A 14214-nucleotide genomic window follows, 5' to 3' on the forward strand; every position below is an offset into this window, starting at 1 on the left:
TATTTAGTATCGTAATTATTTAGTATTGTAACTTGGTTTTGAAGGAAGTTATTGAGAGAACAGATGGCAAATAAGGTGTTTATTTTCTCAATTGAAAGCAAAATTAATTGGTTTAATAGCGAAGAATGGTATTCGTAACTAGAATTTTAATTACGGAGTTCTCGCTAACAGTTTTAGCCCTTTCAGTAATGAAAGGGCTTTTTTTATTCAATAAATGCACGTGTCAGAGCTGTTATGTGCCTGTTAGGGCGCGGCAGGTAGGCGCATATTAAAAACCTCCGGCTAGCCGGAGGTTATTTATTCACTCAATGGATTATATAGGGCTTATTGACATTCAACCGTTTGATAAGCTAATTCAAGTTCTTGAGCAAGAATAGCAATACCTTGTTCTATTTTTTCAGGCTCAGGAACATAGTTCATTCGCATACATTGGTGAGCATGTGGCCAATCTTCTTCAATTCCTGGGAAGAAATAGTGACCAGGAACCATAAGAACACCACGTTTTTTCAATCTTTGGTAGAGTTCTAGGCTGGTAATGGGTAAATCTTTAAACCATAACCACAAGAAAATTGCACCTTCAGGTTTATGAATTAAGCATCTATTTTCAGGAATATAGCGCCGAATAATCTGAATAACTTCTTCAACACGTTGTTTATAAAAAGGACCAATGACATTCTGAGATAATGTAAAAAGATCATCGCGTTGTAGCATTTCTAGTGCAAGAGCAGGGCCGATACCACCTGGAGCTAAGCTGATAATGCCATTCATATTACTTACAGCTTCAATGATTTCTTCATTAGCAATGATGATCCCGCAACGAGTGCCCGGTAAGCCTAATTTGGACAAACTCATACAGAGAATAACGTTCTCATTCCAAAACGGCGTAGCTTCGCTAAATATTATGCCGGGGAAAGGAACACCATATGCATTATCAATTAATAAAGGAATATTATGTTGTTTTGCTAATTGATCGAGATGTTGAACTTCTTCATCAGTAATCACATTACCTGTTGGGTTAGTTGGCCGAGAAACACAGATAACGCCGATATCATCAGTAACTTCAAGTGTATTGAAATTAACGTGGTATTTGAATTGGCCGTCAGGTAGAAATTCTATTTGAGGTTTATTGGCAACAAACAAATCATCATCTAAGCCTGAGTCAGCATAACCAACATATTCAGGGGCTAGAGGGAATAGGACTTTACGAGTAATACCATCTTCAAAGCGACCAGCTAGTAAGTTAAATAGGTAGAAAAATGCACTTTGGCTGCCATTAGCTAGCGCGATATTTTTTGCACTGATATTCCAGCCTAGTTTTTCTTTTAGTGTTGCTGCTAGCGCTTTCAACATGGCATCTTTGCCTTGGGGACCATCATAATTACATAACGTATCGGTCAATTTTCCGTTTGAGCACATTTCAGCTAACAGTGTTTGAAAATAGTTATCCATTTCAGGAATATGAGCAGGATTTCCCCCTCCGAGCATGATTGCACCGGGGGTCCTTATGCCTTCATTCAAATCTTTCATCAATAATGAAATACCTGAATTTTTAGCGAATTTGTTACCGAATTTAGAAAAAATCATCGCATTTATTCACATATGTTAAGTAGATTGTTAATGGAATCTCAAACATACTCTGCTCTATCCATGAGTTCAACTAGTGCGTACTGATAATTTTTGAATCAAAAAACCATTAAATATAATATTAATGGTTGATTAGTCTGATTGAGTGCTGTTTATTTAGATAATAAAGCTGTTATTTGCCACGGTATTATCGCTTAATACTGATTTTATTTATGTTGAAAACAAGTTACCAAATGGTCATTAACCATGCCGATGGCTTGCATAAAAGCATAACAAGTAATTGATCCAACAAATTTGAAGCCACGCTTTTTCAGTTCTTTTGAAAGGCATTTGGATATTTCTGTTTCTGCGGGTACTTCTGAGAGCGCTTGCCAGTGATTAATAATGGGTTGGTTATCAACAAATTGCCAAATAAATTTTGAAAAGATTTCACCATTTTCTTCCATTTTTAAGTAAGCTTTTGCATTGGCAATAATGGCATTAATTTTGGCGCGATTACGGACAACTCTTGGGTCTTGCATTAAACGATCGACATCAGTTTCATCCATCAATGCAATTTTTGTAGGATCAAAATTATGAAAAGCTTCTCGGTAACCTTGGCGTTTTTTGAGAATGGTATACCAAGATAATCCTGCTTGCTGCCCTTCTAGGCAGATCATTTCAAATAAATGGTGATTATCCCGAGTTGGTTTTCCCCATTCATTATCATGATAAGCAATATATTCAGCGTCTTTATTAACCCAAAGACAACGTGTTGGTGATGATTCCATACCTTATTCCTTTTTTTGAAAAATAAGATTATAAAGCAAGTACTTTACGCTGTATGAATGTCCAGTATAAGTCTTATGATGTCAATTTTTTTTGCTTATAGGGTGAATAGATGTAGATTCAATGCTGTATATCTGACAGTCAGAGGGTATACTGATGTACTTTTATTAAATTAAATACGTATCGCGTGCGGACCTAACATGCAAAAGTTTGATACCAAAACCTTCCAAGGTCTTATCCTGACTTTACAGGATTACTGGGCGCGCCAAGGCTGTACCATTGTTCAACCATTGGACATGGAAGTCGGCGCAGGAACCTCCCATCCTATGACGTGCTTGCGCGCGCTAGGGCCTGAGCCAATAGCTGCGGCTTATGTTCAACCATCCCGTCGTCCAACTGATGGCCGTTATGGTGAGAACCCAAACCGTCTTCAGCATTATTACCAATTTCAGGTGATAATTAAGCCATCACCTGACAATATTCAAGAACTCTATTTAGGATCGCTAAAAGAGCTTGGCATTGATCCAACAGTACATGATATTCGTTTTGTTGAAGATAACTGGGAAAACCCAACACTAGGTGCTTGGGGGCTAGGCTGGGAAGTTTGGCTAAACGGTATGGAAGTGACACAGTTTACTTACTTCCAACAAGTCGGTGGTCTTGAGTGCAAGCCTGTGACCGGCGAAATTACCTATGGCCTTGAACGTCTTGCTATGTATATTCAAGGTGTTGATAGTGTTTATGATCTCATTTGGTGTGATGGCCCATTAGGTAAAACAACCTATGGTGATATTTACCACCAAAATGAAGTTGAACAATCAACTTATAACTTTGAATATGCCAATGTTGATTTCTTATTCAAATGCTTTGATGAGTATGAAAAAGAAGCGCAATATCTGTTATCGCTAGAAGCTCCATTACCACTTCCAGCTTATGAACGCATATTGAAAGCCGCTCATACTTTTAACTTGCTAGATGCGCGTAAAGCCATTTCAGTAACTGAGCGTCAACGTTATATTTTACGTATCCGTACCCTAACTAAAGGGGTTGCCGAAGCTTATTACGCTTCTCGTGAGGCACTCGGATTCCCTATGTGTCACAAGAATTAAGAGGCTGTCATGACTCAACAGACTTTCCTAGTGGAAATCGGCACAGAAGAGTTACCGCCGAAGGCTCTTCGTTCATTAGCTGAATCATTTGCGGCAAATTTCACCGCTGAACTTGATGGTGCAGATATTGCTCATGGTGATGTTCAATGGTATGCAGCACCACGCCGTTTAGCGTTAAAAGTGGCATCTTTATCCGCTTCTCAGCCTGATCGCGAAATTGAAAAACGTGGACCTGCTATTTCAGCCGCTTTTGATGCCAATGGTAACCCAACAAAAGCTGCTGAAGGCTGGGCAAGAGGTTGCGGTATTACTGTCGATCAAGCTGAACGTTTGAAGACAGATAAAGGCGAATGGTTACTGTACCGTGCCCAAGTAAAAGGCCAAGCAGTTAGTGAATTATTGGTAGATATGGTGAATCGTTCACTCGCTAAATTGCCTATTCCTAAATTAATGCGCTGGGGGGATAAAGATACGCACTTTGTTCGTCCAGTTCATACCGTAACATTATTATTAGGTAATGATGTTATTGATGGTGAAGTTTTAGGTATTAAAAGTGCTCGTACAATCCGCGGGCACCGTTTTATGGGCGAACCTGAATTTACGATTGATAACGCTGATCAATACCCTGAAATTCTTCGTGAGCGCGGTAAAGTTATTGCTGATTACGAAGAACGTAAAGCAGTCATTAAAGCAGATTCAGAGAAAGCAGCTCTTGCCTTGGGTGGAAAAGCGGATTTAACCAATAGCCTTCTTGAAGAAGTTGCTTCATTAGTTGAATGGCCAGTTGTATTAACTGCAAAATTTGAAGATAAATTTTTGGCGGTACCATCTGAAGCTTTAGTTTATACCATGAAAGGCGATCAGAAATATTTCCCTGTTTATGATAATGCTGGCAATTTGATGCCGAATTTTATCTTTGTAGCGAATATTGAATCTTCAGATCCTCAACAAATTATTTCGGGTAATGAAAAAGTCGTTCGTCCTCGTTTAGCGGATGCAGAATTTTTCTTCAAAACTGACCGTAAACAGCGTCTTGAAGACAATTTACCACGTTTAGAAACCGTATTGTTCCAGCAACAACTGGGGACTTTGCGTGATAAAACAGAACGTCTAGAAGCATTAGCAGGTTGGATTGCAGGTAAAATTGGTGCCGATGTTAATCATGCCACCCGCGCTGGTCTGTTAGCAAAATGTGACCTGATGACAAATATGGTCTTCGAATTCACTGACACACAAGGTGTTATGGGGATGCATTATGCTCGCCATGATGGTGAAGCCGAAGATGTTGCATTAGCATTGAAAGAGCAATATCAACCGCGTTTTGCTGGAGATGAATTGCCTTCAACTGATGTGTCTGCTGCACTCGCTTTAGCAGAAAAAATGGATACATTGGTCGGTATTTTTGGGATTGGTCAGCATCCAAAAGGCGATAAAGACCCATTTGCATTACGTCGTGCTGCATTAGGTGTGTTACGTATTATTGTTGAAAAGGGTTATCAGCTTGATCTTGTTGAAATGGCAGAAGAAGCTGCGCGCCTTTACGGTGATAAACTAACAAACAAAAATGTCGTCAATGATGTTGTTGAGTTTATGTTGGGACGTTTCCGTGCTTGGTATCAAGAATTAGGTTATAGCATTGATACCATTCAGGCTGTCTTAGCACGTCGTCCGACTTCACCCGCTGATTTTGATGCACGAGTTAAAGCGGTTACGCATTTCCGTACTCTGGAAGATGCAGAAGCGCTTGCAGCCGCCAATAAACGAGTTTCGAATATTTTGAGTAAATCAAATGAGAAACTTGCAGCTAATGTGTCGGCATCTGTATTGAAAGCACCAGAAGAAATCAAATTAGCTGCTAATCTTATTGTCTTACAAGAAAAATTAGCCCCGATGTTTGCTGAGCGTAATTATCAAGATGCTTTAGTTGAACTGGCTTCATTGCGTGAAGTCGTTGATGCATTCTTTGCTGGCGTGATGGTAATGGATGAAGATGAAACGATTCGTATCAATCGTTTTACTCTGCTCAGTCAATTACGTGAGTTATTCTTGAAGGTAGCGGATATCTCTTTACTGCAATAAATATTGTAGTATTGGCATGTAAGAAATCTAAATAAGCGCTCATTGAGCGCTTATTTTTTATGCCAATAACGGTGATTGGTTAAAAAACCACAGTTACTTGATGGTTTTATCTACATATAAATGAATTTAGCAAAAAATTGGTTGACGAAAACCTTAGCTATCAGTATGATTCACCTCGTTTTCGGCGAGTAGCGCAGCTTGGTAGCGCAACTGGTTTGGGACCAGTGGGTCGGAGGTTCGAATCCTCTCTCGCCGACCAAATTCTAAGACCCACCTTTATGGTGGGTTTTTTGTTTTCTATCATCTTTATCCTTCATACTTCGAATTCTAGCGTTGTTGCCTGCACTCGTGAACCCTAGTCACGTAGTGATCTACGCCCCTAGGGCTCCACTTGCTTGCTTCAGGTATAACTATTAATCGCTTTCACTTTACTCTGTTAATAATTTTTATATTACAAACTAAAATATTTCCACTTCTATCTATTCATTATTGATATTTCTTTAGGATTAACTTTGCTTGCTTTTGGTTATCACTATCTGATTTTATAATGGCTACTTTATTATTCTCATCATTAGCTGGTTTTATACAAAACCAAGAAGTAGCTAGTTGTCGATTGCGAATATTCGTTATTTTCATAACAAGGATAAGTTAATGAAAACGATATATTTGGTGCTATTTTTCGGATTATTTATAGCTATTCATAGCTATGCCGAAACTTTTATTGATGGCGCTTCTGTTATTGCCCCAGTTATACAAAAATCTTCGCATCAATCTGTTGTTGAAAAAGGCAAGCAACCTTGTGTTGTGATATACCAAGTTTATTTTTCTAACCAATCACAATTGCCATTACTTAATTCTGACATATTACATCAATGGAAACAGAGCATTGAAGGGCAATGTGTTAGTGAATCAACATTATTAGCCTATGCTGATAAATTAAATGAACAACTTTCCCAAATTGGCTATATCACTTCTTATATTCATTACCCTCAACAAGCTTTATTATTTGGTGTTTTAAATATTGAATTAATTACTGGCAAACTATCACGTATTGAATATCAAGATAATCAGCAAGAACATCACTCATTAAAAACTGCATTTCCTATCAAATATGGGCAAGCTTTCGATATTTACCAAGTCAATCAAGGATTGATGAATTTACGTAATACTCAGCTTATTCCTTATCAAATCCAGATAATCTCTGAAAATGAAGAAAAGAATATCAGCCGAATTGTTGTTAATGGCAGAGCAAGACGCGCTTTAAAAGGTCGCTTATCTGTAGAATCAAAATATTCTCAGGAGTTACCTGCGCATACTGTTAGCAATATTTTTATGTTGGCAAACCCATTATTGCTCAATGATTTTTTCTATGTAGGGATTGAACGTGATATGGGTATTGAGCCTGATAAAAAACTGAAATCTGCTGCTCTTTTTTATTCTTTGCCATATCACTATTGGTTGTTTAGCTTGTATGGTGGCTACCAAGAAAATACTAGCTATAAAAATATTCAACTCATGGAAAGTATAGACCTTCAACAAGATCTTAGGAGCCGATTAATGTCTTTACAAGGTGAATATTTTTTTCATCGAACGGCTAATAGTATCACTTCAATTAGCATTGGTAGTCAGATTCAAACCTTAGATTTATTTTTAGAACATTATCGACTAGAGAGCCAAAAGCGCTTTTCGACATATGGTTTGGTTGGTATGACTCACAAGCGGGATATTCGCGGGGGCAATGCAACTTTCATTGTGAAATACAAGCAAGGAACAGATTGGTTTGGTTCGTCTAATAAATCAGCTTTCACCACAGCTAAAGCGCGTATTTATCAATTTTCAGCAGATGTGCAATCCTTATTTACATTTGCCAACCAACCGATGTATCACCGCCATGAAGTTGATGTTCAGCTCAGCCATGCAAAGCTAGACCCATTGCTTGAGCGTAACTCAATAACAGGAAAGTTTGGTATTAGGGGATTTACAAATAGTAGCAACATTGAAGATGGAGGTGAAAATACACTACAGATAAAAAATGAACTAGGGTGGCTGACTCCATGGCATGATTTACAAATTTATGGTGCTTTAGATTTAGCAACGACATCAAATAAGCGGGCTAATTTTTGGCATGAAAATCTATTAATTGGTAGTGAGCTTGGTGTTCGGGGGCAATATGGTTGTGTAGATTATCAATTTTTCATGGATACCCCCTTATGGAAATCGATAGCATTGAATACGGAGGCAATAAATATGGGCGTAAAATTGAGTATGACTTATTGAATATTAATAGGTTTAGTGAAAACATTTAGTAAATACGATTTTTATTGAAGTTATTGACTAATGAATAAATTGTTAATACTTGCCAAGTTAATCATTTTTATCTGTATAAATATCAAGCTAAATAGTTTTGAATGAAAATAAAATTGATTAACATCTTCCTCAGAACTTTATACCGTTATTACTAATAAATCACACTATTTTCGTTCATTAATTCAGCACTTAATCACAAATATACAAATAAATAATATGGTCATAATCATCTATTCAGCACTATTTTTATGGTTATTATCGCTGCTATTATGCCTGCTGACCTATATAAAAAGCCAAAACAACCCAAGAAATGTTTCTAAAATGTTACGAGTTAATGTCCTCACGAGTGAAATGGACTATTGACGAAGTGGTAAACAGTTGATTAATTGCACAGTGAATAACAAAAAATACAGAACTCATACCCGTCATTTTAATGATGGGTTTTGAGCACTACGCAAATATCACATGAACACCACAGGAGCATATAGATGACGCTCTCTATTAAAAAGACAGGTTTATTAACAGTTGGATTAAGCTTAGCCGCTCTTGCAGTTTCTGCATCCGTTCAAGCTAAAACATTAGTTTACTGTTCTGAAGGTTCCCCAGAAGGTTTCAACCCACAATTATTTACATCTGGTACGACTTATGATGCTAGTTCAATTCCACTATACAACCGCTTAGTAGAGTTTAAGCTGGGTACGACTGAGATTGAACCTGGCTTAGCAGAAAGCTGGGATGTCAGTGAAGATGGAAAAGTGTACACTTTTCACTTACGTAAAGGTGTGAAATGGCATTCAAACAAAGAGTTTAAACCAACTCGTGATTTTAATGCTGATGACGTCATTTACACTTTCATGAGACAAAAAGATCCAAATCATCCATACCATAAAGTATCCGGCGGAAGTTATGAATATTTCATGGGTATGGATATGGATAAAATTATCGAAAAAATTGAAAAAGTCGATGATAACACTGTCAGTTTCACTCTTTCCCGTCCTGAATCTCCATTCTTAGCTGATATGGCTATGGATTTCGCATCTATTTTGTCAGCAGAATATGCCGATAAAATGTTAGAAGCAGGTTCTCCACAAAAAGTTGACCTGAACCCGATTGGTACTGGTCCATTTGAGCTACAGCAGTATCAAAAAGACTCTCGTATTTTATATAAAGCAAATAAAGAATATTGGGGTAGTAAGCCTAAGATTGATCGCCTTGTGTTTTCAATAACACCTGATGCATCAGTTCGTTATGCAAAATTACAAAAAAATGAATGCCAAGTTATGCCGTTCCCGAATCCGGCAGATTTAGAGCGCATGAAGCAAGATAAGAATATTACCTTAATGGAGCAGCCGGGTCTGAATGTTGGCTACCTTTCATTTAATGTAGAGAAAAAACCGTTAGATAATCAAAAAGTTCGCCAAGCACTGTCAATGGCAGTCAATAAAGATTCAATTATTGAAGCGGTTTATCAAGGTGCAGGACAAAAAGCGAAAAATCTCATCCCACCAACAATGTGGAGCTATAACGATGATGTTAAGGATTACGAATATAATCCTGAAAAAGCCAAAGCATTGTTAGCTGAAGCTGGTTTCCCAGATGGGTTTGAAATTGATTTATGGGCAATGCCAGTTCAACGCCCATATAACCCGAATGCACGCAGAATGGCAGAAATGATCCAAGCGGATTGGGCAAAAATTGGCGTCAAATCAAAAGTGGTTAGCTATGAGTGGGGCGAATATTTGAAACGCGCTAAAGATGGTGAACCGCAAACTGTGATGATGGGTTGGACGGGTGATAATGGTGACCCAGATAACTTCTTTGCAACGTTATTTAGCTGCGCTGCAAAAGAGCAAGGTTCTAACTACTCCAAATGGTGCTATCAAGGATTTGAAGACTTGATCCAACCTGCTCGTATGACCGCAGATCATGACAAACGTACTGAGCTATACAAACAAGCTCAGGTTGTTATGAACGAACAAGCTCCAGCCTTAATTATTGCGCACTCAACAGTATTCGAACCTGTACGTAAAGAGGTGAAGGGCTATGTGGTTGACCCACTTGGTAAGCACCACTTTGAAAATGTTGATATTGAAAAATAACCGTTTTTAATTTGTTTATGCCCTTCGTTATCAATGGATGGCGAAGGGCGTTTTCACCTCTGATCTTCAGGGAAATAGGTCACTCGTTCTTTGTGAGCATTCAGAAGATATCGTTTTCTTCTGGCTAGCCAAACGGCCTTAGAGCCGTCAAAGGCATTATTAAAGAGATTCGGGATATGCTGCAATTTATCCTCCGACGCTTGGGGTTAGTTATCCCCACGTTTATCGGTATTACACTACTTACTTTTGCATTTGTTCATATGATCCCAGGTGATCCGGTGATGATTATGGCAGGTGAAAGAGGATTATCGCCTGAAAGGCATGCTTACTTGATGGCTGAATTGGGCTTAGATCAGCCATTATGGAAACAATATCTCCATTACATTAATGGCATATTCCACGGAGATTTAGGAATTTCATTGAAAAGCCGTATTGAAGTTTGGGATGAGTTTTTCCCGCGCTTTAAGGCAACAATGGAATTAGCGATCTGTGCAATGATTTTTGCCGTATCTGTCGGTATTCCTGTTGGCGTTCTTGCTGCTGTAAAACGCGGTTCTATTTTTGATCATACTGCGATAGGGCTATCTTTAACGGGTTACTCAATGCCCATCTTTTGGTGGGGGATCATGCTTATTATGCTGGTCTCAGTACAATGGGACTTAACGCCCGTATCGGGAAGAGTCAGTGATAGTGTGTTCTTGGATGACTCTTATCCATTGACTGGATTTATGTTAATAGACACGCTTATCTGGGGTGATGATGGTAATTTTATTGATGCAGTTGAACATTTGATATTGCCATCAATTGTGCTCGGGACTATTCCACTCGCGGTTATTGTCCGTATGACGCGCTCATCAATGCTTGAAGTTCTGGGTGAAGATTATATTAGAACAGCACGGGCAAAAGGTGTTAGTCGTGCACGAGTTATTCTCATTCATGCGCTACGTAACGCAATGCTTCCGGTTGTCACCGTCATTGGATTACAAGTTGGAGTGATGCTCGCTGGGGCGATTTTAACCGAGACAATTTTCTCATGGCCGGGGTTAGGCCGCTGGTTAATTGAAGGATTGCAGCGTCGTGATTACCCAGTTGTTCAAGGTGGTGTTTTGCTCGTCGCAACATTAATCATCTTTGTTAACCTTGTGGTTGATGTGCTGTATGGCATTGTTAACCCTCGCATTCGCCATAAAAAATAAGGAGCGCAGAAATGTCTCAATCTACTGAGCCACAGGTTGTCAGCGCCCCTAAGCCAATGACGCCTCTTCAAGAATTTTGGCACTATTTCAAACGAAATAAAGGTGCAGTTGCTGGGATGATTTATATCATCCTCATGATTTTAATTGCGATTTTTGCAGGTGTGCTTGCACCTCATGCTCCTGATGAACAATTCCGTAATTTCTTGCTGACTCCGCCAGTTTGGGAAGAAGGGGGAAGTTGGCAGTTTATTCTTGGTACTGATGATGTTGGTCGAGATCTCCTATCTCGTCTGATGTATGGAGCTCGCTTATCCTTACTTGTCGGTTGCCTTGTCGTCGTGCTTTCACTGATCATGGGAGTGGCACTTGGTGTGGTCGCTGGCTATTTCGGCGGTGTTGTTGATGCTGTCATTATGCGTATTGTCGACATCATGTTAGCTTTGCCAAGTTTATTGCTTGCATTAGTCCTTGTGGCTATTTTTGGCCCATCCATTGTGAATGCGTCAATCGCATTAACCTTTGTTGCATTGCCGCATTATGTCCGATTAACGCGAGCCGCTGTCTTGGTTGAAGTAAACCGAGATTATGTTACAGCTTCGCGAGTGGCTGGTGCAGGGGCTATTCGCCAAATGTTTGTCAATATTCTTCCTAATTGCTTGGCTCCACTCATTGTTCAGGCTTCACTCGGTTTTTCCAATGCTATTTTAGACATGGCTGCTTTGGGTTTTCTTGGGATGGGAGCACAACCACCAACGCCTGAATGGGGAACGATGCTATCGGATGTTCTGCAATTTGCGCAAAGTGCTTGGTGGGTGGTGACATTCCCGGGATTAGCAATCTTATTGACTGTATTAGCGTTTAATCTGATGGGTGATGGTTTACGCGATGCATTTGATCCAAAACTCAAGCAGTGATGAGGTAATCTAATGGCATTGTTAAATGTAGAACAACTTTCGGTGCATTTTGGTGATAAAGGTGCGCCGTTCAAAGCCGTTGACCGCATCAGCTATAGTGTTGAAAAAGGTCAAGTAATTGGCATCGTTGGTGAATCAGGGTCGGGGAAATCAGTCAGTTCATTAGCGATTATGGGGCTGATTGATTATCCGGGTAAAGTGATGGCGAAGTCGTTGCAATTTGATGGGCGCGACTTACTTTCTATTCCTGAAAATGAGCGTAGGCAAATTGTGGGTGCTGATGTTGCTATGATTTTTCAGGACCCAATGACGAGTTTGAATCCATGTTTTAAAGTGGGTTATCAAATAATGGAAGCCTTGAAAGTCCATCAAGGCGGCAATAAAAGTACGCGTAAGCAAAGAGCAATTGATTTGCTTGATATGGTGGGTATTCCTGATCCGAAATCGCGTTTGGATGTTTATCCTCATCAGCTATCAGGTGGAATGAGCCAGCGCGTGATGATTGCCATGGCGATTGCATGTCGTCCTAAACTGTTAATTGCGGATGAGCCAACGACGGCACTTGATGTCACTATTCAAGCTCAAATTATTGAATTATTGCTTGAATTACAGCAACAAGAAAATATAGCGCTGGTACTGATTACCCATGATTTAGCGCTAGTTGCAGAAGCGGCTCATCATATTATTGTGATGTATGCAGGGCAAGTTGTTGAATCAGCAAAAGCAACGGATATCTTTAAACATCCACGTCATCCCTATACACAAGCATTGTTGCGTGCATTACCTGAATTTGCGACAAATAAAGCGCGTTTAGCTTCTTTGCCTGGAGTAGTGCCCGGAAAATATGATAGGCCGCAAGGGTGCTTACTTAATCCGCGTTGTCCGTATGTGACAGAGCGCTGCCGTATTGAAGAACCTGAGTTGCAGTTTGTGGGTGATAGGCAAGTGAAATGCCATACGCCATTGGATGATATGGGAAGGCCAACACGATGAGCGAAATTAAACATAAGCCGTTAATTCAGGCAATTAACTTAAAAAATATTATTTAGCAAAAAGCGGAATATTTTCGGCAGAGAAAGTCGTTAAAGCGCTTGATGGTGTCTCTTTTGAGTTAGAAAAAGGGAAAACATTGGCCGTTGTGGGGGAATCTGGTTGTGGTAAATCGACATTAGGTCGTTTATTAACCATGATTGAGATCCCAACTGAAGGCGAGCTATTTTATCAAGACCAAAATTTATTGGTAAAAGATAAAACCGCAGAGAAATTACGTCGTCAGAAAATCCAAATTGTTTTCCAAAACCCTTATGGTTCTTTAAATCCGCGCAAAAAAATAGGTCAAATTCTTGAAGAACCATTAGTGATAAATACCACATTAACTAAAGAACAACGTAAAGAACAAGTGTTGTCTATGATGGCGAAAGTTGGTTTAAAAACAGAACATTATGATCGTTATCCGCATATGTTTTCTGGTGGTCAGCGCCAACGAATCGCTATTGCTCGCGGATTGATGTTGGATCCTGATGTGGTGGTTGCTGATGAGCCTGTTTCTGCCTTAGATGTCTCTGTACGAGCACAAGTCCTTAACTTGATGATGGATTTACAGCAAGATTTAGGACTATCTTATGTTTTTATTTCTCATGATTTGTCCGTAGTGGAACATATTGCGGATGAGGTTATGGTCATGTATTTAGGACGTTGCGTTGAAAAAGGTTCGAAAGAGCAGATTTTTAACAATCCGCTGCATCCTTATACACAAGCATTATTATCTGCGACGCCAAGATTAAATCCTGATGCTCGACGTGAAAGGATAAAATTGACGGGAGAATTACCTAGCCCGATGAATCCACCACCGGGCTGTGCATTTGCTGCCCGTTGCCGCAGAGCATTTGGGCACTGCACGCAATTTCAACCGACATTAAAAGAATATGACGGTCAACTTGTCGCTTGTTTTGCTGTCGATGAGGATGAAAAAAATACACTGGCGATAAGTTAATAAATAGCGCGGTAAAATACCTATTTTGCCGCTCTTTTTATGATATTTTCTTTATAAGGAGGATAATACGCATTTATCTACGCTTTAATTACATAAAATTGCACTATTGGTTGCTCTTTTCCCGATAAAATCAAGTATACTGAATTTTACTCAGTTTGATGTTCA

At 39.4% G+C, this 14214-nt stretch carries 9 protein-coding genes, 1 tRNA gene and 1 pseudogene; 9 read left to right on the forward strand and 2 right to left on the reverse strand.

All coding sequences use genetic code 11. The annotated features are described in order from the left end of the window. Positions 1-324: 324 nt before the first annotated feature. Both OO7_RS02835 and OO7_RS02840 read right to left on the reverse strand, forming a co-directional pair. Positions 325-1584: a valine--pyruvate transaminase gene (locus OO7_RS02835; protein ID WP_008914455.1), complete on the reverse strand. Its 1260-nt coding sequence runs from the start codon at positions 1582-1584 to the stop codon at positions 325-327. A 206-nt stretch (positions 1585-1790) separates the two neighbouring features. Further along, positions 1791-2354: a DNA-3-methyladenine glycosylase I gene (locus OO7_RS02840; protein WP_008914456.1), complete on the reverse strand. Its 564-nt coding sequence runs from the start codon at positions 2352-2354 to the stop codon at positions 1791-1793. 198 nt (positions 2355-2552) lie between these two features. Here OO7_RS02840 and glyQ point away from each other — a divergent pair, with 198 nt between their 5' ends. The 9 genes and pseudogenes from glyQ (at position 2553) to dppF (ending at position 14049) form a co-directional block, all read left to right on the forward strand. Further along, positions 2553-3461, forward strand: coding sequence for a glycine--tRNA ligase subunit alpha (gene glyQ / locus OO7_RS02845; RefSeq protein ID WP_008914457.1), 909 nt, complete (start codon positions 2553-2555; stop codon positions 3459-3461). Positions 3462-3470: 9 nt separating this feature from the next. Then, complete coding sequence (glyS, locus tag OO7_RS02850) at positions 3471-5540, forward strand: glycine--tRNA ligase subunit beta (RefSeq protein WP_008914458.1); 2070 nt, start codon at positions 3471-3473, stop codon at positions 5538-5540. A 182-nt stretch (positions 5541-5722) separates the two neighbouring features. Continuing rightward, positions 5723-5799: transfer RNA gene (locus tag OO7_RS02855), tRNA-Pro, on the forward strand. A 392-nt stretch (positions 5800-6191) separates the two neighbouring features. Next, a complete protein-coding gene (locus tag OO7_RS02860; RefSeq protein WP_008914459.1) occupies positions 6192-7817 on the forward strand; it encodes a ShlB/FhaC/HecB family hemolysin secretion/activation protein in 1626 nt (541 codons plus the stop codon). 518 nt (positions 7818-8335) lie between these two features. Then, complete coding sequence (gene dppA / locus OO7_RS02865; RefSeq protein WP_008914460.1) at positions 8336-9946, forward strand: dipeptide ABC transporter periplasmic-binding protein DppA; 1611 nt, start codon at positions 8336-8338, stop codon at positions 9944-9946. Between the two features lie 176 nt (positions 9947-10122). After that, positions 10123-11142: a dipeptide ABC transporter permease DppB gene (dppB, locus tag OO7_RS02870; RefSeq protein WP_008914461.1), complete on the forward strand. Its 1020-nt coding sequence runs from the start codon at positions 10123-10125 to the stop codon at positions 11140-11142. 11 nt (positions 11143-11153) lie between these two features. Next, entirely contained in the window at positions 11154-12056 is a 903-nt protein-coding gene (gene dppC / locus OO7_RS02875) for a dipeptide ABC transporter permease DppC (protein ID WP_008914462.1), read from the forward strand. 12 nt (positions 12057-12068) lie between these two features. Further along, positions 12069-13049 (forward strand): dipeptide ABC transporter ATP-binding protein, encoded by a 981-nt coding sequence (gene dppD / locus OO7_RS02880; protein ID WP_008914463.1) that lies wholly within the window; start codon positions 12069-12071, stop codon positions 13047-13049. Then, a pseudogene (dppF, locus tag OO7_RS02885) lies at positions 13046-14049 on the forward strand (dipeptide ABC transporter ATP-binding subunit DppF). The gene dppD and the pseudogene dppF overlap by 4 nt, the downstream one beginning before the upstream one ends. Positions 14050-14214 lie beyond the last annotated feature (165 nt).

Origin of the sequence: Providencia sneebia DSM 19967 (assembly GCF_000314895.2) — a bacterium.
Taxonomy (GTDB): Bacteria; Pseudomonadota; Gammaproteobacteria; order Enterobacterales; family Enterobacteriaceae; genus Providencia; species Providencia sneebia.